This is a genomic window from Amycolatopsis minnesotensis (genome assembly GCF_039529815.1).
Taxonomy (GTDB): Bacteria; Actinomycetota; Actinomycetes; order Mycobacteriales; family Pseudonocardiaceae; genus Amycolatopsis; species Amycolatopsis minnesotensis.
In genome coordinates this window covers 1-21,050 of record NZ_BAAANN010000063.1, presented here as the reverse complement: position 1 = coordinate 21,050, position 21,050 = coordinate 1, and the positions used below count along the sequence as shown (strand labels likewise).

Sequence of the window (21,050 nt, the reverse complement as noted above, 5' to 3'; positions counted from 1 at the left end):
CACGGTGGATCGGCGCGCCTCACCCGTCAAGCCGACGCGCCGCACTAACGTGGACACCCACAAAGGTGAAGTCTCACGGGAGGCGGGGCATGCGAGCGCTACGGGTGGTCGGGCTGCACGAGGACGGTAAGTCCATCGTGTGCGAAGACCCGGCGCGCCGTGAGCGGTTCCTGCTGCCCGCCGATGAGAGACTCCGTGCGGCGGCGAGGGGTGACATCACCCGGCTCGGGCAGATCGAGATCGAGTTGGAGAGCCAGATGCGGCCACGCGAGATCCAGGCACGGATCAGGGCCGGTGAATCGGTCGAGCAGGTCGCGACGTCGGCAGGGGTGCCGGCGCAGCGGGTGGAGCGGTTCGCCTACCCCGTGCTGCTCGAACGCTCCCGTACCGCCGACCTGGCCCAGCAGGCGCACCCGGTGCGCGAGGACGGCCCCGACGTGCGCACGCTCGGCGAGGTCGTGCACTACGCGTTCGGCGTCCGCGGGCAGGACTACACCCAGGCCGTCTGGGACTCGTGGAAGGGCGACGACGGCAAGTGGGTCGTCGGCCTGCGGTGGCAGGCGGGGCGCTCGGACAACGCCGCGCACTGGGCGTTCTCGCCCGGCGCGCACGGCGGCACCGTGACCGCGCTCGACGAGCCGGCCGAGGATCTGCTCAACCCGAACGCGCACCGCCAGCCGAGGACCCTGCGCGCGGTCTCCGAGGACGCCCAGCCGACACTCGAATCCTCGCTCGAAGAATCCGGCGGCTCGGTGACCGAGGCGCCGATCCCGGACCCGCAGGACGACGACACCCGGGAAATCCCGCGCGTGCCAGCCGAAGAGCCCGCCGAGGAACCCGTCGACGAGGCCAAGCCCGAGCCCGCGCGCGCGAAGGGCAAGAAGAACCATCCGATCGTCCCCTCGTGGGAGGACGTGCTCCTCGGCGTGCGCTCGCAGCGCGGCTGAGCTATCCGAGCCGCTCCACCAGGCTCTTCGGCGCGACGACCGTGTACGCCTCGCGGACGATCGCGGCGATCTCGCCCCAGTCGACGTCCACGTCCAGCCGGACCCCGAGCCAGCCGCGGTGCCCGACATAGGGCGGCCGGTAGAAGCGCTCGGGCTCGTTCGCGACCAGGTCCTCCTGCACCCCCGGCGGCGCCGCGCACCAGAACCCGGGCCGGTCGTCGTAGTGCTGCGGGGCGAACATCACGAACTGCTTCTTGCCGCGCACGAACCAGGCGGGCACGGAGTGACTGAGCCGCTCGGTCACCTCCGGGAGCGCCATGCACACCCGGCGGAGCGAGGGCAGCGGGTCTTTTGCCACGGGGGAATTATGCCCGTAACGCACCCCGAGCGGCGAATGTCGTCGCGACCGGCAGGTCAGTCCACAGTGGAGAGTCAGAGCGCGACGACGAGGACGCCGATCCAGGACAGCGCGATCCCGCCGCCCGCGCCCAGCGCGATCCAGCGGACGATCGGCATCCGGCGCGCGAGCCACAGCGACGGCACCAGGCCCGCCGACACGACCAGCGCCGCGACGATCGCGAGCAGGCCGCTCGTCTCGTCCGCGAGCGTGCTGGCCAGCGCCACCATCGCCATGATCACCACGGCCGCGACGAAGCCGGCGACGACGAGCCCGGTCGCCCACGGCGTGGGTTCGTCGCCGACGCGGGTCTCGGGAATCGCCTTGCGCAGCCACGACACCTTGGCGTCGCGCTCGGGCGGGGACACCACCGACATCGTGCCGGTGACCGGGTCGACGTAGTCGACCGGCGTGCCCATCGCGGCGGCGACCCTGCTCGCGAGCTGCCGCCCCCGCTGGGAGACGACGGCCGCGGCCTCGCCAGGTGACGGCGCGCCGTCGCGGTCGCGCGCCACGGCCGCGGCGACGCGGGCCCATTCGTGCAGCGCGTCGGCAAGGTCTCTGCCGAGCGCCAGGTGGTGCGGGTCGGTCTCCCGCGCACCTTCCCCGCCGCCCGCGAACACCGCGCGCTCACCACGGACCCGCAGCTCCACCCGTGCGCCCTCCTCGGCTTCGACGATCGCGGCCAAACTTACCCACGCCCGGCGAGTTCGTAGAAGGCCACCGCCGCGGCGGTCGCGACGTTCAGCGAATCGACCCCGCCCGCCATCGGGATGCGCACCCGAGCATCCGCCGCGCCCAGTGCGTCCTCGGTGAGGCCGGGCCCTTCCGAGCCGAACAGCAGCGCCACGCGCCCGCCGCCGAGTTCGCGCAACGGCATCGCGCTCTCGTGCGGGGTGAGCGCGGCGACCCGGAACCCCTCTTCGCGCAGCACGTCCAATCCAGACGGCCAGGCGGCGAGTGTGGCGAACGGCACCCGCAGCACGTGCCCCATCGAGACGCGGACGCTGCGCCGGTAGAGCGGATCCGAACAGCGCGGGCCGAGGAGCACGCCGCCGATCCCGAGCGCGGCCGCGTTGCGGAACAGGGCGCCGAGGTTCTCGTGGTCGCCGACGCCTTCGAGCACGGCGAGCACGTTCGCCGCGCGGGCGATCTCCCGCACGGACGGCTGCGGCGCGCGATCGGCGACCGCGAGCACGCCCCGGTTCAGGTGGAACCCGACGACGTTCGCCATCGTCTCCGCCGACGTGACGTAGGCGGGCACGTCGAACCCGGCGAGATCCGGCTCCAGATCGGCGATCCGGCGCTCTACTCCCAGTAGAGCGCGCGGCGGAAAGCGGGATCGCAGCAGCCGTCGCACGACCACGGTGCCTTCCGCGATCACGAAACCACGGCCACCGGGGCGATCCGGCCGCCGGTCGGCTGCCGAGAGGTCCCGGAAATCGTCGAGCCTCGGGTCCCGTTCGTCGTCGACGTCGATCTTTTCGGCCACCTGGAGAGTCTGCCACCCCCGCTCGCACCGCCGTTGCTGGTCCGAACGTCGTGGGCATCCTGGTACTCTTGGCTCTTTTTTGCTGTCTGTTAACCCGAGGTGACAGAGAGCACCAGTTTGGCCGCTAGCCGGGCCATCGCCGCTGTGTCACGGTTGTCGGCCGAACCGTTGCAACGCTGGCACTGAAAATCTGAGGCGATCGGGGAGCCTTGACCGAGGAAGAAACAGGGACACGCCATGGGTAAAGACCTGTCGTCGGACCCATTCGATCCGCGGGACCGTGGCCGTTACCGCCGCAAGGTCCAGCGGTGCCTGGACACCCTCGCCCGTATGCTCTCGGACGGCAGTTTTTCCTTTCCCCGCAAGCACATCGGCCTCGAAGTCGAACTGAACCTCGTCGACTCGGCGATGCGGCCGTCGATGCGGAACACGGCCGTGCTCGAAGCGTTGGACGATCCTTCCTTCACCACCGAACTCGGTCAGCACAACATCGAACTCAACGTCCCGCCGCGCCCGCTCGCCGGAGAATCGGTGGGAGAGCTGGAACACGACCTCGACGCCTACCTCACCAGCGCGAGCACCGCGGCGAGCAAGTCGGCGTCCACTGTGGCCTTGATCGGCATCCTGCCGACGCTCAGGCACGACCACTTCGACGAGAAGTGGCTGACCAACAACGCTCGGTACGCCCTGCTGAACGACCAGATCTTCGCCGCGCGCGGCGAGCACTCCGTGCTGTCGATGGAAGGCGCGGCGCTGCCGGAGCAGAAGCCCGAGCGCCTGCGCAGCTACTCGGAGTCGATCCTGCCCGAAGCGGCCTGCACGTCCGTGCAGCTGCACCTGCAGGTCGCGCCGGAGGAGTTCGCCGCGTACTGGAACGCGGCGCAGTGCCTGGCAGGCGTGCAGGTGGCGATCGGCGCGAACTCACCGTTCCTGCTGGGCAAGGCGCTCTGGCACGAGACCAGGATCCCGTTGTTCCAGCAGGCCACCGACACCAGGCCGGAGGAGCTGAAGAACCAGGGCGTCCGGCCGCGCGTGTGGTTCGGCGAGCGGTGGATCACCTCGATCTTCGACCTGTTCGAGGAGAACGTCCGCTACTTCCCGGGCCTGCTGCCGGAAACCGATCCCGAGGACCCGGTCGAGGCGCTCGAGTCCGGCAAGGCGCCGAAGCTCACCGAACTCCGGCTGCACAACGGCACCGTGTGGCGCTGGAACCGGCCCGTCTACGACGTCGTCGACGGCACACCGCACCTGCGCGTGGAGAACCGCGTGCTCCCGGCGGGGCCGACCGTGCTCGACATCGTCGCGAACGCCGCGTTCTTCTACGGCGCGCAGCGCGCGCTCGCCGAGCACGAGCGTCCCGTGTGGACACAGATGTCGTTCCAGGCCGCCGAGGAAAACCTCTACGCCGGCGCGCGGAACGGGTTCGACGCGCAGCTCTACTGGCCAGGTATCGGCTGGATCCCGCCGGACGAGCTGGTGCTGCGCGTGCTGCTGCCGCTCGCGCACGAAGGGCTCCAGCAGTCCGGCGTCGCCGACGCGGCGCGCGAGCGGTACCTCGGCGTGATCGAAAGACGCTGCCTCACCAGGCGCACGGGATCGTGGTGGCAGCGCGAAACCGTGAACCGGGCCCAGAAGCGCGGCCTCGACCGGGAAACCGCGCTGTCCGAAATGCTGCGCTCCTACCTCCGGTTGAGCACGAACGGGCACCCCGTGCACGAGTGGCCGCTCGACGTCTGACCTCGTCTCGACAGCGGTCCCCGCCGCTGGCACGATCGTCGCACCAGGCCGAGGGAGGTGCGCGGTGCCGAAGATCATCGGCGGCTCGTTGACCGCGCACCGCGAACAGGTCCGCGCCAAGGTTTTCGACGCGTTGCGCGCGCAGCTGTACGAGCGCGGGTTCGACGCGGTGACGCTCGCCGGGGTCGCCTCGGCCGCCGGCGTCGGGCGCACCGCGATCTACAACCACTTCCCCGACCGCGAAAGCCTGCTCATCGCGTTCGTCGAGGCCGAGTCCGCGCGGTACGTCGAGCGGCTCGAAGAAGCGGTCGCCGCCGCGGGCGACCCGGTCTCGCAGCTCGCCGCGTTCGTCCGGATGCAGCTGCGCACGCTCGCCGAGTACCACCTCCCGCCGGGCGGCACGCTCGCCTCGGCGCTCGCCCCGTCCGCCTACCAGCGGATCGCCGCGCACGCGGACCCCATCGGCGAGCGCCTGCGCGTGATCATCGCCGACGGCATCCGCGCGGGTCAGCTCCCCGAGGAGGATCCGGACACGCTGGCCGGGATGATCTCGTCGGCGATCGGCGGCAGGCAGGTGGTCGACGTCCCCGCCGACCGGCTCGACGCCGTGATCGACACCGCGGTCCGGTTCGTGCTGCGCGGCGCCGGCGTGAAAACGGCACCCAATCGACAGGGAATTTAGGCTAGCCTAAGTGCGGCGGATCGCTTACGCTCTTTCTGACAGCGTGTCAGAACGATGGAGGCGTCCGATGCCGGTTGCGACCGAAACCCCGCTCGACCAGGCTCGGTTCTCCGCGGTCCTGCGCCGCTCGACCCTCGGCGTGCACGACCGCGCGAACCACTCCCGCTACATGGACGCGCTGCTCGGCGGCGCGCTGACGCTGTCGGGGTACACCCAGCTCGCGGTGCAGTACCACTACATCTACGGCGCGATCGAGCAGGCTTCGACCGCGATGGCCGGTGACCGGGTCGGCGGCGCGTTCGTGTTCGACGAGCTGCGGCGGCTGCCCTCGCTCGAAGCGGACCTGGAGTTCCTCGTCGGGGCCGGCTGGCGGACCGCGATCGAACCCCTGCCCGCGACGCGCGCCTACGTCGACCGGATCAAGTCGGTCGCCTTCGACTGGGCAGGCGGATACGTCGCGCACCACTACACGCGCTACCTCGGCGACATCGCGGGCGGCCAGGTCATCCGGCGGCTGCTGGAGAAGAACTACCGGATCGACGGGCCGGGCTCGCTCTTCTACCGGTTCGACCTGCCGATGAGCGCGCCCGCGTTCCGCGACCGGTACCGCGGCCTGCTCGACACCGCGCCGTGGGACGAGGCCGAACGCGCGAAGGTCATCGACGAGACGCTCGCCGCGTTCGAATGCAACATCGCGGTGTTCGCCGAGCTCGCCGACGGCATGGACGAGCACCTCGCCGCCTGAGTGTTCGCGGGCTGACGACGTTCAGCCCGCGAACCGCGCGCGGCGACCCGCGTCACATCGACGTTGACCTCGATCTAGGTAGAGGAAGCAGGCTGGGTTTCGGTCCGGGCACCACCGGGTACCGCCAGCAGGGGTTCCACCTGTGGAGACGGCGGCGCCCCAGGTCGCCGTCCACCGGCGAGTGCTACTAAGTTCGGAACCGGCAGCAACAGCGTCGAAACACAGAAGGAGGGCTAATGGCCCTGTACGAGCTCCCCGATCTCGACTACGACTACGGCGCCCTCGCACCGCACATCTCGGGTGAGATCAACGAGCTGCACCACAGCAAGCACCACGCGACCTACGTCAAGGGCGCGAACGACACGCTGGACAAGCTGGCCGCCGCGCGCGACGCGAACGACTTCGGGTCCATCGTGGGCCTCGAGACCACGCTCGCCTTCAACCTCGCGGGTCACGCGAACCACGTGGTCTGGTGGAAGATCCTGTCGCCCAACGGCGGCGACAAGCCGACCGGCGAGCTCGCCGCGGCGATCGACGAGTCGTTCGGCTCGTTCGACAAGTTCAAGGCGCAGTTCACCGCGGTGTCCACCACGATCCAGGGGAACGGCTGGGGCGCGCTGTCCTGGGACCCGATCGGCAAGACGCTGATCACCCAGCAGCTGCGGGACCACCACAACAACCTGATCCTGCCAACCGTGCCGATCCTGCTGGTCGACGTGTGGGAGCACGCGTTCTACCTGGACTACAAGAACGTGAAGCCGGACTACGTCAAGGCGCTGTGGAACATCTTCAACTGGGATGAGATCAGCAAGCGCTTCGACAACGCCCGCTCGGGCGGCAACGGCCTGCTGCTGTCCTGAGCCGGTCGTCCTGATCGTCCAAGCGGCGAGAAGATCGGGGTCCTCCCTTACGGAGGGCCCCTTTTTTCGTGCACACTCCCCGTAACGGGAAACGGGGCCCCGCCACCGGATCGCTCCGGCGACGGGACCCCGTCCGTTCCCGAACTGACTGCCGCTCCCACCACGAAGCGGACATGTATGAGGTTAGCCTAACCTGACTCATTGGGGCAAGGGGCAGTTCACGGAGACCCACGTCTCACTCACCCGGCGTAGGCGCGTAATTTGCAGAAGGCGCCCCGCCAGTCCACCGGACGGGCTAGGTTTTTCCCGCGGCTGGCCCGGCGCGGCGGCACTGACGCCGCCCGCACCACACCCGCGAGGACGTACCCGCGGGCCCACCAGTGCTTACCCGCGGAAACAGGGGAGGATTCTGATGAGCGCCCGGCTGATCAAGAGGTCGACCGCCCTCACCATCACCGTCGGCGCGCTCCTCGTGTTCGCCTGCGTCGGCACCGCCGCGGGCTACCTCTGGACCCGCGGGCTCGGCACCATCGACCAGTCACCGCCGCCGGGGCTGCCGCAGTCGTGGCCGTCGCAGCACGGCCAGCTCCCCCGTCCCGTGCCGAAGCCGACCGGCGAGATGCTCACCGCGCTCCCCGAGCCCACCGCGAGCAACGCGCTGTGCGAGGCGCTGCCGCAGGAGCAGTGGGACACCGTGCTGGGCACGAAGAGCCTGCGCGAGATCGAATGGTCCGGCGGCTGCCACGTGCTCACCGACCGCCTCGACATCCACGTCCAGCTCTCGCTGCCCTCGCCGCCTCCCGAAGGCGCGGAGCAGGTCCCGGTCGGGTCGCGGCAGGGCCAGCTTCAGCGGCTTCCCGACCGGCTCGGCGCCACCGTCGCCGTGCGGCTCGCCGAGGGCCCGCACAGCGAGACCGGCGGCGTGCGCCCGCAGCTCTCGGTCACCATCAACCAGCGCGCCACGATCAACCGCGCGGACCTGCCGATGGACCAGCAGGCCGTGAAGCTCGCCGACGAGCTGATCAAGGCCACCACCACACCGGGCCCCGCGCTCCCGGCCACCACCGCCGAGGGCACCATCTCGGCGCAGCCGCGCGAAGAGATCCCCGGCGCCGGGGTGCTCGGCCAGCCGTGGCCGATCGTCTCGTGGCGGCTCTGCGCGGCGATGGCGCAGGAAGCCCACGTGTCGCCGCAGGCCGCGAAGGCCAAGTTCGAAGGCACCTGCGTGGTCAGCGGCGTGCACGCCGTCTACCGGCTCGACGTCACGCCGCGGACCTTCCCCGGGAAGCTGGCCGGTCTCCCCGCCTCCGTCGAAGGCGACACCATCGCGGTCCGGCTGTCGGAGAAGAGCACCGAGACGGTCACCTTCACCAATCCCGGCAAGGCGATGACCACGGCGGCGTTCCAGTCGTTCGTCGAGCGGGTCGTCCCGGCACTCGTCCAGAGCTGACGTCCCTTCCCGTTCCCGTGCTCATGCCCCGAAGGGGACCTTCACGACGCGGAGCATGCCGCCGCTGACGCCCTGAAGGACGCCTTCGCGGCACCAGATTCCCTCAAGGGCCCCTTCGGGACATGAGCACGGGAACGGAGAAGGCCCATGAAGGTCGCATTCGCGGCGTTAAGGTTCCTGAAGGTCACGGCAATGATGTGTGCGCACCGACTCCGGTGAGAGGGACGGAAGTGTGGATCCGCCGAGGCCCTTGCTCCCTCAAGGGCCCCTTCGAGACATCTGACGCCGCATTCTCGACCCTCACGACACGGAGCATGCCGCCGCTGACGCCCTGAAGGACGCCTTCGCGGCACCAGAATCCCCGAAGGCGTCCTTCAGTCATCTGTGTCCCCTGTCGGGGACGTCCTGCCAGGGGTGAAAATACGGGCGCGCCTCCGCTTGAGGGGCGATCTCGCTGTGCCCGGCGAATCTGCTCATTTACGAGCCAGGGCATGCGGGGCGGACCCCACCTCGGCCCCTGCAGGAGCATCCTTCGGGGCAGCGCGCTCACCCGGAGCTGACGTCCACCTTCGGCTCCCGGCGCACCAGCACCCTGCCCAGGCTCACCCCTCCGCGCCGCACCAGCACCACCGCGCACACCAGTGCCGCCACCGCCGACAGCGCCCCGCCGATGATGAACGGGGACCGGCCGCCGAAGGCGTCCGCCATCCACCCGGTCATCGGGCCGCCGATCGGGTTGCCGCCGACGAGGACCAGCACGTACAGGCCCATCACGCGGCCCCGCATCTCCGGGCTGACCGCGGTCTGCACGATCGCGTTGGCGGTGTTCAGGAAGGTGATCGTGGCGTAGCCGAGCGGGATCAGCGCGATCCCGAACGCCAGGTAGGTCGGCATGAACGCGGTCGCGAACTCGAGCACGCCGAGCCCGCCGGCGGCCACCAGCAGCAGGCGCACCCTCGGCCTGCCCTTCACCCCCCGGCGCGCGGCCATCAGCGCGCCGGTGAACGTCCCGATCGCGAGCATCGTGGACAGCAGGCCGTAACCGTCGGCGGCGGTGTGGAAGACGTTGCCCGCGACCACCGCGAGCGAGGTGAAGAACGTGATGCCGAACGTGCTGACGAAGAACACGAGCACCATCACGGTCATCAGGTCGGAACGGCCGCGCACGTACCGGAGCCCTTCGCGAAGCTGCCCCTTCGCGCGGGCGATACCGGGCCCGCGGAACAGCTTGTCCGGGTCCATCAGCGCGATCCCGGTGATCACCGCGATCGTGCTGGCGGCGTTCGCCAGGAACAGCCAGCCGGTGCCGACCAGGGTGATCGCGAATCCGGCGATGGCGGGGCCGACGATCCTGGCCATGTTGAAGATCGAGGAGTTGAGCGCGACCGCGTTGGCGACCTGGTCGCGGCCGACCATCTCGGCGACGAACGACTGGCGCGTCGGCACTTCCAGCGCCGCGCACGTGCCGAGGGCGAAGCACAGCAGGTAGACCTGCCACAGCTCGACGGCGCCGGTGATGTCGAGCAGGCCGAGCGCGACGGCCTGCACGCAGGTCAGGCTCTGGATGAGGATCAGCAGCCTGCGCTTGTCGACGCGATCCGCGAGCACGCCTGCCCACAGCGAGAGCAGCAGGATCGGGGTGAACTGCAGCGCGACCGCGACGCCGAGCGCGACCGGGTTGTTGCCGCTGAGGCTGAACACCAGCCAGTCCTGGGCGATGCGCTGCATCCAGGTGCCGATGTTGGAGATCACCTGGCCGCTGAAGAACAGCCGGTAGTTGCGCACGCGCAGGGACGAGAACATCGCGAAGCGGCCCGGTTTGCCGCCGCTTTCCGGTTTCTCCGGCTCTTCGGGGATCGGCGGCCCCTCGGTGCCGGGGTCGCCTGGCGGCGGTGCCGGATCCGGGGTAGCGGTGGTCGTCGGAACGGACTGTTCTCTGCTGCCCGCGTTCGCCGGCTCCGCGTTTATGGGCACTGTGTTGTCGCCACCCCCTGGAATCAGGCCGTTTTCGGCCCGCTAGTTCCCCGCCATCCTGTCGATGAGGTCCGCCGCCTTCGCCAGCACTTCGCGCTCGTCCTCGGTCAGCTCGGCGAGGCGGTGGTCCAGCCACGCTTCCCGCGCCGAAATCTCTTCGCGGACGAACCCGAGGCCCGCTTCGGTGATCTCCACGATCGCCTGCCTGCCGTCGGTCGGGTGCGGGTTTCGCACCACGTACCCGATTTCCTCCAGCGCCGCGATGACCCTGGTCATCGACGGCGGCTGGACGCCTTCCTTCGCAGCCAGCTTGCCCGGCGTGAGCGCACCACACTTGTACAAAGTGGACAGTGCGGAAACCTGGGTCAGCGAAACGGTTTCCGTGGTCCGCTGGGCCCGGAGCCTGCGGTTGAGCCGCACGACCGCGATCCGGAGCCGACTCGCCAGTGATGCTTCCCGCGCGCCGGACACTTAGTTAGCATACCTCACGATCGGGCCCCGCCGGGGTGAATTTCACCACGGGGCGAATCAGCGGAACGCGGCCTGGATCGGCCCCACCGCGAAGTAGACGACGAAAGCGGCCGAAACCACCCACATCAGCGGGTGCACCTGCCGCGCCTTTCCGGTGCAGGTGCGGATCACGACGAAGCTCACGAAACCGGCGCCGATCCCGTTCGCGATCGAATACGTGAACGGGGTGACCACGATCGTCAGGAACGCGGGGAGCCCGATCGAAAAGTCGTGGAAGTCGATTTCGGTCACCTGGCGGATCATCAGCGCGCCGACCACGACGAGCGCCGGTGCCGCCGCCTCCACCGGGACGACCTCGTACAGCGGGGTGAAGAACATCGCGGCGATGAACAGCAGCCCGGTCACCACGTTCGCGAGCCCGGTGCGCGCGCCCTCCGCGATCCCCGACGCGGATTCGACGAACACGGTGTTCGAACTCGACGACGCCGCACCGCCCGCGACGGCGCCGAGCCCGTCGACGAACAGCGCCTTGCCGACACCGGGCAGCTGACCGTCCTTCCCGATCAGGCCGCCCTCCTTGCCGAGGCCCGTCATGGTGCCGATGGTGTCGAAGAAGTCGGTCAGCACGAGCGTGAACACCAGCAGCGCGGCGGTGATCGCGGGCACCTGGGTCCAGGCGTCGAAGTTGAAGTGCCCCAGCAGCGACAGGTCGGGCACTCCCGCGACCTGGTCGGGCAGCGCCGGGTAGCCGAGGTTCCAGCCCTTCGGGTCGGTGCCCTTGGACGGGCCCGCGTGCACGATCGCTTCGAGCACGACGGACAGCACCGTGCCCGCCAGCACGCCGATCAGGATCGCGCCCTTCACCCGCTTCGCCACCAGCACGCCGGTGACGATGAGCCCGAACACGAACACCGCGGTCGGCCAGGACGCGATCGACCCGTCGATCCCGAGCCCCACCGGCACGGTGGTCTTCGCGGCGTCCGGCAGCCTGCGCACGAACCCCGCGTCCACCAGGCCGATCAGGCAGATGAACAACCCGATCCCGACCGCGATCGCGGCCTTCAGCTCGTTCGGCACCGCGTTGAACACCATCGTGCGGACGCCGGTGAGCACGAGCACCAGCACCACGGCGCCGTTCACCACGACCAGCCCCATCGCGGCAGGCCAGCTCATCTGCGGCGCGACGCTCACCGCCAGCAGCGAGTTGATACCGAGCCCGGTGGCCAGCGCGAACGGGTAGTTCGCGATCAGTCCGAATCCGATGGTCAGCACGCCTGCCACCAGCGCGGTCACCGCGGCGACCTGTCCCGCGGGCAGGATGGCGCCGAAGAGGTCCTTGTGCGCGCCCGCGTCGTCGGCGGAGAAGCTGCCGATGATCAGCGGGTTCAGCACCACGATGTAGGCCATCGTGACGAACGTGACCAGCCCGCCCCTGACCTCGCGGGCCGGGGTCGAGCCGCGTTCGCTGATCTTGAAGAACCGGTCGAGCGCGGTGGACGTCTTCTCGGGCACGGCTCCCTGCCTCCGGTACGGCGTTTCCGCCGGGTACCCTTCCTGACGTGGCCGAACCGATCAACGCCGGGGATGTCAAAGACTCGTTGCGTCCCACACCCGAGCTGCCCGAGCGCCTGATCGCGCTGTTCCCGGTGGTCGTGGTCGGCGCCGCGATCTGGCTCGCCGCCTTCGTGGTGCTGCTCGTGCTGCGGCTGAACTCCGCGCTCGAAAACACCACGTGGCTGTGGACTTCCCTGGCGGGCATCGTGCTCAGCCTGATCGGCATGGGCATCATGACCTGGCAGCGCGCCGCCGCCAAGCGCGGTTCGAAGACCGCGCAGCGCGTGCGCTAACCCAGCCAGGTCGCGGGTTCGGCGTCCTCGATCAGCGCCGCGAGCGCGAACCGGTCGTCCCAGCGGTCCGCCGCCCAGGCGAACGCGCGCGCCAGGCCCTCGGGGCTGTCCTCCGCGTGCAGGCGGCCGTCGTGCCACCAGCGCACGCCGCGCCCGCCCGCGAGCAGCTCGTCGTGGACCAGCACCCCGCCGTCCGGCAGCGCGACGCCCAGCAGGCCAGCCGCGATCCGCACCGCGGGCAGCTCCGCCCACGGCGCGTATTCGCCGTCGCCGGAAACCGCCGGCTGGCTCTCGCTCGCGAGCGGCAGATCGAGGATCTCGGCGAGCCGTGCCGCCCGCACGTGCGGCTCCGCGGCGGCGGCCAGCGTCGCGGGTGAACGCACGGCCAGCAGCCACGGCGCGTCCAGCACGGTGACCGCGTCCGCGTCGGCGACCGAACCGTCCAGCACGCGCACGGTGTCCGGCGCGTCCAGTTCGGTGAGATCGAGATCGGCGTCCACCAGCGCGGCGTGTGCGCTGAGAAGCAGACCGGCCGGCACGGTCCTCGCCGGATCGCCGAGGCGCTCCAGCAGGTCGGCGGCGTCGTCGAGATCCGCGACGCCGAGGCGCGCCTTCACCCCGACGGCGGCGAGCAGCGCGGGCGACAGGCCGAGATCCGGCACCTCGTCGTACAGGCCGCCCAGCTCCGCACTCGCCTCGGGCAGCCGCCATTCGACGGGTGGGTGGCCGTCCAGGAGCGCGTAGCGCGCGAGCCACCAGCCGGTGTGCCCGCCGGGTTCGTGCAGCGCGCGGTGCGTCTCGGGGCGCCCCTCGATCAGGCTCAGCGCGGCGGGCCAGGCGTTGTCGGCGACCAGGTCGAGGTCGCGCAGGGCGTACAACCGCGATGGCGGCTTCGCGCGCGAATCCCACCAGGACTCTTCGTCGGGCAGGTCGTGGTCCGGTGCGGCCGGATCGTCGTCGGCGACGACCGCGAAGGTGTCCAGCACGCCGAGCGCGGTCAGCACGTCGACCGGGCAGCCGTCGGCGAAATCGGCGTCGAGGACCGCGAGCGGACCGTCCTCTTCGAACACTTCGCCGTCGAAGACGGCCAACAGCGGCGAGGACGGCAGCACCAGTTCGCCCGCGCGGCGCCAGCCGTGCGAGCAGGGCAGCGCGAGCGCGCTCAGCCACTCGCCCGCGGCGCCAGGTGCCATGCCCAGCAAGCGGATCACCACCGAGGCCAGCGGCCGGGTGTCCAAACCGGACAGTGCGTCCTCGGCGCTGCGCTCGACCGCGTCCCGTAGCTCAGGCGCGTCGAGGAGGTCCGGGGCCTCGGCACGCTTGGCACCGAGGCGTTCCAGCAACGGGTGCACGGCTTCGGGGTGCACCACCCTCAGCCCGATACTGTCCACTTCGGACAGAAGTTCGCCGAAGAGGAGCGTGCCGCGCGGGCCGGGCAGGGTGCGGCCGTCCGCGAGGGGGACCGGAATCGCACCGAGGTCCTCCGCGGCGATCGCGTGCGATTCCAGCAGCGGCTTCAGCACGTCGTACAGGCCATGCCACCACGAAGGCGGTTTGTCGGCACCGGTCAGTGCCTCGACGACGTCGGCGGCACCGATCGGCGCCACTCCCGCGGGTGCGAGCGCGGTGGCCGCGGCGTGACCGCACAACGGGGCGTCGAGCAGGCGGGGCACGAACTCGGCGACCAGGCGCACCAGCTCGGGCGAATCGACCGTGAGCACGCGCGCGGCCGAACCGGGCACCTCGCCGCGCGACGACGGCAGCCACGGCTCGTCGGCCAGCCGCCGCGTGACCAGTTCGCGCAGCTCACCGTCCACTTCGGACAAGGGGAACCCGGCGCGCGGCACCAGCGCGGCGCGGTGCCCGGCGCCGACTTTCCCGGCGAGGCCGAGGTAGTCCCCGGCCGCGGCACCGAGCGCGGCGCGGGCACCCGTCCCGGGGAGCACGCGCCGCCGTGACGGCTCGAGCGGGATCGACAGCATCAGGCGGGCGGGCAGGGAAAGCCGCTCGTCGGTCGGTGTCGGGGCGTGGAGCACGTCGGTGTCGAGCGGTTCCGGGCGGCCGTCCTCGTCGACCCGCAGCGCCCATCCGGCGTGGGTCAGCCAGCGCCGGACCGTGCCGTCCGGGCCGCGCAGCTCGACCACGTCACCGGCGGTGGCGCGGGTCCACACGGACTCCCCGACCTCGATCCGCGCGAGCCACGGCAGGGCGAGCAGCAGATCCGCCGCCTCGGCGGCGAGCGCGTCGAGCAGCGCGTCCGCGCCGGTGTCCAGCGGTAACCGGACCTCGGTGTCGAAGCCATCCGGGACCGGCGGCTCGTCCTCGCCGACGGGCCACGGCAGGCGGAGCACCGGCACGTCACCGGCGCGAGCGGCTTCCTCGCGGGTGCGGGCCGCCGAGAACGCCACCCCGCCGGTGCGGGACACGATCCGCGGCGCCGCGGTGACCGCCAGGACGGCCGCGAACCCGACTCCGAACCGGCCCACCGCGCGCTCGTCCTTCGCGGACGCGCGCAGGGAAGCCAGCGAGGCGACGCCGGGCGCGTCGAGCGCAGCACCGGTGTTCGCCGCGCGCAGCTCACCGTTCTTCAGGGAAACGCGCAGCGTGCCCGGTTCGCCCGCGAGCGCCGCCGCGTCGGCCGCGTTCTGCACCAGCTCGACGAAGAGCCGGTCGCGGTACCCGCCGACGCGCAGGTCGTACTCGGCGTTCGTGTCCTCGGTGAACCGGGTCGGCGAGTCACGCCACGCGGCCAGCACCGACGCGCGGAGGCGCTCGGTGCCGAACGGGTCAGTCGTCACCAGGCTCGGGTGCCGCGGAGGTCCGCTCGGACGCGGAGGCCTCCTCCGGTACTGGGACCTGTTCCGCCGGTGGGGCCTGCTCAGGCTCCGGGACCTGCGCGGGTGCCGCGGCAGCCTGCTCCGGCCGGTCCGGCTGCTCCGGCGCCGCTGATGCGCCGATCGGTTCCGCCACCACCTCGGAGGCCCCCTCCGGTTGACCGACGACCGCCTCGTCAGTCGCGGAGGCATCCTCCGTTTCAATGGTCTCAGGGGTCTCAGCGGTCTCAGCGGTCTCAGCGGTATCAGCGATTTCAGCCGATGCGGCGGTTTCAGCCGGTGCCACCGGGTCGTCCCCGGAGGTGCCCTCCGCTTCAGCGGGGTGCCCGGAGGGAGCCTCCGCTTCAGCGGGGTACTCGGAGGGGGCCTCCGCTTCAACTCTCTGCCCGGAGGCGGCCTCCGGCTCAGCGGCGACCTCGCGTGTCCCGTCTTCGACGACCGCGGCCGCCGGGGCCACTTCTTCGACGGCACCCGTCGAAGAAGCCGCACTCGAAACGGAGGGGGCCTCCGATGGCGACTGCGCGGAGGCAGCCTCCGGTTCCTGGCTCGCCCCGACCGTGACCGGAACTTCGGCGGCGGGCTCGTCGGGCAGCGGCTCCATGTCGAGCAGCGAATCGTCGTAGACCAGTTCCGCCACCGGGATCGACGCGCTGGCTTCGATCTCGGTCTCCGAGTGCGCCCCGCAGCCGTACTCGACGTTGACCACATGGCCGTCGCCAGGCGAGATCTCGTTGCCGCACACACCGAACGCCGCGCGCAGCGACCCGGCGAGCGGCACGAAGAAACCGCAGGTGCCGCAGACCCCCGGCGCGCTCCTGGCCATGTCCGACCTCGGCCCGAACTCGCCACCGCGCCAGCGCTCGGCGGCGTCGAGCCTGCCGTGCCGGGACAGCACGTGCACCCGGCCGAGCCCCGCGTCGACGGCGGTCTCCTCGATCGCGGGGTCGTCCGACGCGAGGTAGGCGGGCGCCAGGCGCGGATCGTCCGAATCGGTCGGGAAGATGTCGCCGACCCCGAGGTCGCCGGCGCGCACGCGGCGATCCCACGGCACCCAGGCCGGGGCGACCAGCGCGTCCGGGCCTGGCTGCAGCACGACCTCGCTGACCGTCACCTCCTCGCCCTCGCCCGCGGTCGCGACCGTGACCGACCAGTGCCAGCCGCGGTATCCGGGCACTGTCGCCGCGAACCGGTGGGTCGCGGAAACCGCGTCCTCGCGGTCGACGCCGACGTGCTCGCCCACCGACTCGGCACCCGCCTCCGCCACGGCCGCGGCTCGCGCCGGTTCGATCGCGTCCGCGAGCGCGCGCTGGACCGAGCCGTCGTCGAGGGTGAGCAGCAGAGTCATGCCCGCAATTGTGCCGCACGCACGGCCGCGCGCCGGTGTCGGCCGCCCGCGCGTGCACGTCAATGCGATCCCGGCGCGGCCGACCTGCCCGTGCCAAGGTGGACGGATGCGCTCGCTTCTCGTCACGACGCTCGCGATCGTCCTGACGCTCACCGGCTGCGCGGCCGCGAAACCGCCGTCCGCGCCGTCGCCGGAGAAGCTGCGCGTCGAGGTGCTCGGCACGCTCCCGCACGACACTTCCGCCTTCACCGAGGGCCTCGAGTTCGCGGGCGAAACGCTGTACGAGGGCACCGGCCTCGCCGGGAAGTCGTTCGTCACGGCGGGGGCACCCGGGCAGCGGCCGCGCGTGCGGGCGGACCTGCCCGCGCCCCTGTTCGGCGAAGGCATCACCGTGCTCGGCCCCGCGTTGTGGCAGCTGACCTGGCAGGACGGCGTCGCGATCGAACGGGATCCGGCGACGCTCGCCGAGCGGCGGCGCGTGCCCTACCAGGGCGAAGGCTGGGGCCTGTGCCACCTCGGCGACGAACTCGTGATGAGCGACGGGTCGTCGAAGCTGACCTTCCGCGACCCGCGCACGTTCGCGGAAACGCACTCGGTGACCGCGCACGCGGGCACCCGCGCCTACGGCAGCCTGAACGAGCTGGAGTGCGCGGGCGGCGCGGTGTACGCGAACGTCTTCCAGACCGACCGCATCGTGCGCATCGATCCGGCGACCGGGGTGGTGACCGCGGAGATCGACGCGTCGGGCCTGCTCACCGAGGCCGAACGGGCCCTCGCGGACGTCCTCAACGGCATCGCGGCCATCCCGGGGACCGGTGAGTTCCTGCTCGCCGGGAAACTGTGGCCGAAGACGTTCAGGGTGAAGCTGGTCCCAGCTTGACCTCTCTCGCGCGAATCAACCGGCGCGAAGGACCCCGGATCAGGCAGGATTGACCCATGGCGCGTTTCGGCACACCGGCCGGACCCGACGGCCCTCGTTCAGGGCGGTCGGGCAAGAGCCGTGCCGGGCGGAAGAGCAAGCGCAAGTGGACGCCGGAACCGGGCGCGAGCGGCCCGTCGTGGCGGGTGCCCGCCGAGCCGCCGAGCCGCTTCTACGACGACGCGCCGCCACCGCCCGCGCCACCGCGCCGGGCGGCACCGCAGCAGCGGCCGTACCCGAATCCGGTCCCGACCGCGGACGAGGCGCCGACGGGCGCCATCCCGCTCGGCGGGCCGCTGCAGACCCCCCAGCCGCCGCGCGGTGCGCGGCCCTACCCGCCGCCCGACCCGTCGGCCCGCCGCACGGAGCCGGTCCGCCGCGACCGCACCAGGCAGGACGTGCCGCCGGTGCAGCCGCCGCCGGGCGGGTACTACCCCGACACCGGTGACTACGAGCACTACGACACGAGCGGATACGCGGGCGAGCCGCGGATCGATCCGGAGCCCGAAGCCGCCAGCCGCACCACCGCGACGGCGGGGCCGGGAAGCATCCCGCGGCTGCCGAAGAAGATCACCGTCACCAGGGTCGCCGCGCTGCGCGGCAGGCAGCTGACCGGCCAGGCGGTCGGCGCGTTCCAGCGCGCGACCAAGGCCGACGGCGCCGACAAGTCGGGACTCACCGCCCTCACCTACGCGGTGCTGCTCAACTACGCGAGCGACGCGGCGATGATGATCGCGCTGGCGAACACCCTGTTCATCTCACCGACCAGCGCCGACAGCAGCAAGGGCAAGGTCGCGCTCTACCTGTTCGTCACGATCGCGCCGTTCGCGCTGGTCGCCCCGGTGATCGGCCCGGCACTGGACAAGATCCAGCGCGGGCGAAGGCTCGCGATGTGCGTGTCCTCGGCGGGCCAGGCGGTGATGGCCGTGATCATGGCACTGCACTTCGACGACTGGGGCCTGTACCCGGCGGCGCTGGGCATGATGGTGCTGTCGAAATCGTTCACGGTGCTCAAGGCGGCGGTCACGCCGAGGGTGGTGCCACCCGATATCACGCTGTCCAAGACGAACGCGCGGCTCACCGTGTTCGGGCTGGTCGGCGGGGGTGTGTTCGGCGCGCTCGCGGCCGGGTTCAACGGCATCTTCGGCCCGTCGGGCGCGCTGTGGTTCACCGGCGTGATCTGCGTCGCCGCGGCCGTGCAGTCGATGCGGATCCCGTCGTGGGTCGAGGTCACCGAGGGCGAAGTGCCCGCATCGCTGTCGGCGCATCCCGAGAAGAAGAAGCGCCAGCCGATGGGCAGGCAAGTCGTGGTCGCGCTGTGGGGCAACGGGGCGGTCCGCGTGGTCACCGGCTTTCTGCTGATGTTCCCCGCGTTCGTGGTGAAGGCCGAGGCGCAGGGCACCGACCGGAGCCCGGTGATGCAGCTGCTGCTGCTCGGCATCGTCGGCGCCGCCGCCGGTGCCGGCGGGTTCGCGGGCAACGCGCTCGGCTCGCGCCTGCACTTCGGCAAACCGGACCAAGTCGTCCTCGCCTGCGTCAGCGCGGCCTTCGGCGCGTGCGTGCTGGCCGCGATCCTGCCCGGCCTCGGCACCGCGGCCATCGTCGGCCTGATCGGGGCCGGGGCGAGCGCGCTGGCCAAGATCAGCCTGGACGCGGTGATCCAGGACGACCTGCCGGAGGAGTCCCGCGCGTCGGCGTTCGGCCGCTCGGAAACCGTGCTCCAGCTCGCCTGGTGCATCGGCGGCGCGATGGGCCTGCTGCTGCCGACGACGTTCTGGATCGGCTTCCTCGCGGTGTCGATCCTGCTCGCCTTCGGACTGGTCCAGACCTTCCTCGTGCATCGGGGCACGTCGCTGATCCCCGGCCTCGGCGGTGATCGCCCGCTGCGCCCGGACGCGGTGCCGAGCGGCCCGGTGCCGAGCGGGGGACCGGCTGGCCCGCGCTTCCGGCAGGGCTCGTAATGTTGCCGCCATGCGACACCGCCTGCTCGGCCTGCTCCCCCTCGGCGCCCTCGCGCTGACCGGCTGCGGGACGCCCGGCCCGCCCGAAGTGACGTTCTTTGCCGACGGGCACGCCGTCAACGCGGAGCCGCTCATCCACTGCGACGTCACGGTGCAGAAGTGCGAGCAGAGCGAGGACGGCGCCCCGAAGCTGAAGGTGCGCCCCGGCAAGCCGGTGCAGATCTCGGTGCCCTCGGACGTCACGGAGACTCCGTGGCTGGTGAACGTGCAGTACGCCAACGCCAAGGGCGAGCTGCAGCCGGTCAAGCAGGAGGTCTTCACCAGCGGCAAGCAGTACGCCTACACCGCGACCACGCCGTCCCCGGACGACCAGCTCCTGGTGGTGGAGATCCAGCAGGTCGGCGTCGCCACCTCGGTGAACGCCGCCGGCAAGCCGAACGCGGACGCCGAGGGCAACCCGCAGCTCGTCGCGAGGGCGGTCTGGTCGCTGCAGGTGCAGCCCGGCTGAGCGCTCGTTACGGGTCGAGGTCGCGCGCGACCGCGCGCATGATCTCGGCGATCTGCTTGGTGTGCTTGCGATCCGGGTACCGGTTGCGGCGCAGGTCCGGCTGGACCTTGAGCTCGAGGAGCTTGATCATGTCCTCGATCAGGCCGTGCAGTTCCTCCGCGGGGCGGCGGCGCGCCTCGGCCACCGACGGCGGCGCGTCGAGCAGCCGGACCGAAAGCGCCTGCGGGCCACGGCGGCCGTCGGCGACGCCGAACTCCAGCCGCTGACCCGCCTTGAGCGCCTGCACGCCTTGCGGTAGCGCGGTTTTCCGGATGTAGACGTCTTCGCCGCCATCCTGGGTGACGAACCCGAAACCCTTTTCCGCGTCGTACCACTTGACCTTGCCGGTCGGCACTGCCCTCACCGTTCCTTCGCTCTGCCGAAAAGTCCCGTGCCAGGCGGATACCCGTCATGCACGACGAACGCGCCCCGGGGCGTGCCCAGGACGCGCGTTCCCTCCAGCCTATCCCGGTACCGGTGCCGGGGAGAAGCAGATACCGCCAGCTACCCTCATGGACATGGAAACCGCTGCCCCTGGCGACGCCAAGCCGCGCAAGTCCCTGCTGATGCGCGCGGGCATCGGCCTGTTCGCGCTCGGCATGGTCGCCGTGTTCGTGGTGTTCATCATGTTCGCCTCCGGGCTGGAAAACCTGCCGGTCTGGCTCAGCGTCGCGGCTGGTGTGGTGACCCCGCTCGGGCTCCTGCTCGGCCTGATCGCGCTGGTCAGGGAGGCGCGGGGGAAGAGCTAGCTGTATTGACCATGGAGGTTGGGTACGGGGCGACACGTGATCGGATGATCTTGGTGTGAGGAGGGCCTCCGGGTTCGGTGTGGATTGCGACAT

20 protein-coding genes are annotated in these 21,050 nt (G+C 71.1%); 11 read left to right on the top strand and 9 right to left on the bottom strand.

The genetic code is table 11. The features are described from left to right. The first annotated feature begins 89 nt into the window (after positions 1-89). Entirely contained in the window at positions 90-947 is an 858-nt protein-coding gene (gene sepH / locus ABD256_RS41705) for a septation protein SepH (protein ID WP_344431526.1), read from the top strand. Position 948: 1 nt separating this feature from the next. Here sepH and ABD256_RS41700 read toward each other — a convergent pair whose 3' ends face one another. The 3 genes from ABD256_RS41700 to ABD256_RS41690 all read right to left on the bottom strand — a co-directional run bounded on the left by ABD256_RS41700 (position 949) and on the right by ABD256_RS41690 (position 2,836). Then, positions 949-1,305, bottom strand: coding sequence for an MmcQ/YjbR family DNA-binding protein (locus tag ABD256_RS41700; RefSeq protein WP_344431524.1), 357 nt, complete (start codon positions 1,303-1,305; stop codon positions 949-951). 74 nt (positions 1,306-1,379) lie between these two features. Continuing rightward, positions 1,380-1,997, bottom strand: coding sequence for a DUF2537 domain-containing protein (locus ABD256_RS41695; protein WP_344431540.1), 618 nt, complete (start codon positions 1,995-1,997; stop codon positions 1,380-1,382). 38 nt (positions 1,998-2,035) lie between these two features. Further along, positions 2,036-2,836 (bottom strand): TrmH family RNA methyltransferase, encoded by an 801-nt coding sequence (locus ABD256_RS41690; protein ID WP_344431521.1) that lies wholly within the window; start codon positions 2,834-2,836, stop codon positions 2,036-2,038. Positions 2,837-3,073: 237 nt separating this feature from the next. Here ABD256_RS41690 and ABD256_RS41685 point away from each other — a divergent pair, with 237 nt between their 5' ends. The 5 genes from ABD256_RS41685 (at position 3,074) to ABD256_RS41665 (ending at position 8,310) form a co-directional block, all read left to right on the top strand. Beyond that, positions 3,074-4,573, top strand: coding sequence for a glutamate-cysteine ligase family protein (locus tag ABD256_RS41685; protein WP_344431519.1), 1,500 nt, complete (start codon positions 3,074-3,076; stop codon positions 4,571-4,573). A 64-nt stretch (positions 4,574-4,637) separates the two neighbouring features. Next, on the top strand, positions 4,638-5,255 hold the full coding sequence (locus ABD256_RS41680; protein WP_344431517.1) for a TetR/AcrR family transcriptional regulator: 618 nt from the start codon (positions 4,638-4,640) through the stop codon (positions 5,253-5,255). 67 nt (positions 5,256-5,322) lie between these two features. Next, positions 5,323-6,000 carry a biliverdin-producing heme oxygenase gene (locus ABD256_RS41675; protein ID WP_344431515.1) on the top strand — a complete coding sequence of 226 codons (678 nt, stop codon included), beginning with the start codon at positions 5,323-5,325 and terminating at the stop codon, positions 5,998-6,000. Positions 6,001-6,236: 236 nt separating this feature from the next. Continuing rightward, a complete protein-coding gene (locus tag ABD256_RS41670; protein WP_344431513.1) occupies positions 6,237-6,860 on the top strand; it encodes a superoxide dismutase in 624 nt (207 codons plus the stop codon). Between the two features lie 412 nt (positions 6,861-7,272). Beyond that, positions 7,273-8,310 (top strand): hypothetical protein, encoded by a 1,038-nt coding sequence (locus ABD256_RS41665; RefSeq protein WP_344431512.1) that lies wholly within the window; start codon positions 7,273-7,275, stop codon positions 8,308-8,310. Between the two features lie 546 nt (positions 8,311-8,856). Here ABD256_RS41665 and ABD256_RS41660 read toward each other — a convergent pair. From ABD256_RS41660 to ABD256_RS41650, 3 genes are all read right to left on the bottom strand, one after another. Beyond that, positions 8,857-10,113 (bottom strand): MFS transporter, encoded by a 1,257-nt coding sequence (locus tag ABD256_RS41660; RefSeq protein ID WP_344431539.1) that lies wholly within the window; start codon positions 10,111-10,113, stop codon positions 8,857-8,859. Between the two features lie 213 nt (positions 10,114-10,326). Beyond that, positions 10,327-10,755 (bottom strand): MarR family winged helix-turn-helix transcriptional regulator, encoded by a 429-nt coding sequence (locus tag ABD256_RS41655; protein WP_344431511.1) that lies wholly within the window; start codon positions 10,753-10,755, stop codon positions 10,327-10,329. 57 nt (positions 10,756-10,812) lie between these two features. Beyond that, positions 10,813-12,267, bottom strand: coding sequence for an NCS2 family permease (locus tag ABD256_RS41650; protein ID WP_344431510.1), 1,455 nt, complete (start codon positions 12,265-12,267; stop codon positions 10,813-10,815). Positions 12,268-12,314: 47 nt separating this feature from the next. Between ABD256_RS41650 and ABD256_RS41645 the strand changes: the two genes are divergently transcribed. Next, positions 12,315-12,602 (top strand): DUF2530 domain-containing protein, encoded by a 288-nt coding sequence (locus ABD256_RS41645; RefSeq protein WP_344431509.1) that lies wholly within the window; start codon positions 12,315-12,317, stop codon positions 12,600-12,602. Here ABD256_RS41645 and ABD256_RS41640 read toward each other — a convergent pair. Both ABD256_RS41640 and ABD256_RS41635 read right to left on the bottom strand, forming a co-directional pair. Continuing rightward, positions 12,599-15,400 carry a sacsin N-terminal ATP-binding-like domain-containing protein gene (locus tag ABD256_RS41640; RefSeq protein WP_344431508.1) on the bottom strand — a complete coding sequence of 934 codons (2,802 nt, stop codon included), beginning with the start codon at positions 15,398-15,400 and terminating at the stop codon, positions 12,599-12,601. The genes ABD256_RS41645 and ABD256_RS41640 overlap by 4 nt on opposite strands. Further along, entirely contained in the window at positions 15,390-16,781 is a 1,392-nt protein-coding gene (locus ABD256_RS41635; RefSeq protein ID WP_344431506.1) for a DUF3027 domain-containing protein, read from the bottom strand. Before ABD256_RS41635 ends, ABD256_RS41640 begins: the two co-directional genes overlap by 11 nt. A 106-nt stretch (positions 16,782-16,887) precedes the next feature. Here ABD256_RS41635 and ABD256_RS41630 point away from each other — a divergent pair, with 106 nt between their 5' ends. From ABD256_RS41630 to ABD256_RS41620, 3 genes are read left to right on the top strand one after another with little or no spacing between them, the layout of a single operon-like run. After that, positions 16,888-17,661: a glutaminyl-peptide cyclotransferase gene (locus ABD256_RS41630; RefSeq protein WP_344431505.1), complete on the top strand. Its 774-nt coding sequence runs from the start codon at positions 16,888-16,890 to the stop codon at positions 17,659-17,661. 56 nt (positions 17,662-17,717) lie between these two features. Beyond that, on the top strand, positions 17,718-19,661 hold the full coding sequence (locus ABD256_RS41625) for an MFS transporter (RefSeq protein WP_344431503.1): 1,944 nt from the start codon (positions 17,718-17,720) through the stop codon (positions 19,659-19,661). Positions 19,662-19,671: 10 nt separating this feature from the next. Continuing rightward, positions 19,672-20,169 (top strand): DUF2771 family protein, encoded by a 498-nt coding sequence (locus ABD256_RS41620; protein WP_344431501.1) that lies wholly within the window; start codon positions 19,672-19,674, stop codon positions 20,167-20,169. 7 nt (positions 20,170-20,176) lie between these two features. Here the strand turns inward: ABD256_RS41620 and ABD256_RS41615 are convergent, their stop codons facing one another. Then, on the bottom strand, positions 20,177-20,563 hold the full coding sequence (locus ABD256_RS41615) for a cold-shock protein (protein WP_215550111.1): 387 nt from the start codon (positions 20,561-20,563) through the stop codon (positions 20,177-20,179). Positions 20,564-20,726: 163 nt separating this feature from the next. Here ABD256_RS41615 and ABD256_RS41610 point away from each other — a divergent pair, with 163 nt between their 5' ends. Continuing rightward, complete coding sequence (locus tag ABD256_RS41610) at positions 20,727-20,957, top strand: hypothetical protein (RefSeq protein WP_425546613.1); 231 nt, start codon at positions 20,727-20,729, stop codon at positions 20,955-20,957. Positions 20,958-21,050 lie beyond the last annotated feature (93 nt).

Excerpts from the sequence above, each read along its gene's own strand:
- sepH (WP_344431526.1), top strand. The coding sequence starts at position 90 with ATGCGAGCGCTACGGGTGGTCGGGCTGCACGAGGACGGTAAGTCCATC.
- ABD256_RS41685 (WP_344431519.1), top strand. The coding sequence starts at position 3,074 with ATGGGTAAAGACCTGTCGTCGGACCCATTCGATCCGCGGGACCGTGGC.
- ABD256_RS41675 (WP_344431515.1), top strand. The coding sequence starts at position 5,323 with ATGCCGGTTGCGACCGAAACCCCGCTCGACCAGGCTCGGTTCTCCGCG.
- ABD256_RS41670 (WP_344431513.1), top strand. The coding sequence starts at position 6,237 with ATGGCCCTGTACGAGCTCCCCGATCTCGACTACGACTACGGCGCCCTC.
- ABD256_RS41665 (WP_344431512.1), top strand. The coding sequence starts at position 7,273 with ATGAGCGCCCGGCTGATCAAGAGGTCGACCGCCCTCACCATCACCGTC.
- ABD256_RS41660 (WP_344431539.1), bottom strand. The coding sequence starts at position 10,113 with ATGTTCTCGTCCCTGCGCGTGCGCAACTACCGGCTGTTCTTCAGCGGC.
- ABD256_RS41635 (WP_344431506.1), bottom strand. The coding sequence starts at position 16,781 with ATGACTCTGCTGCTCACCCTCGACGACGGCTCGGTCCAGCGCGCGCTC.
- ABD256_RS41630 (WP_344431505.1), top strand. The coding sequence starts at position 16,888 with ATGCGCTCGCTTCTCGTCACGACGCTCGCGATCGTCCTGACGCTCACC.
- ABD256_RS41625 (WP_344431503.1), top strand. The coding sequence starts at position 17,718 with ATGGCGCGTTTCGGCACACCGGCCGGACCCGACGGCCCTCGTTCAGGG.
- ABD256_RS41620 (WP_344431501.1), top strand. The coding sequence starts at position 19,672 with ATGCGACACCGCCTGCTCGGCCTGCTCCCCCTCGGCGCCCTCGCGCTG.
- ABD256_RS41610 (WP_425546613.1), top strand. The coding sequence starts at position 20,727 with ATGGAAACCGCTGCCCCTGGCGACGCCAAGCCGCGCAAGTCCCTGCTG.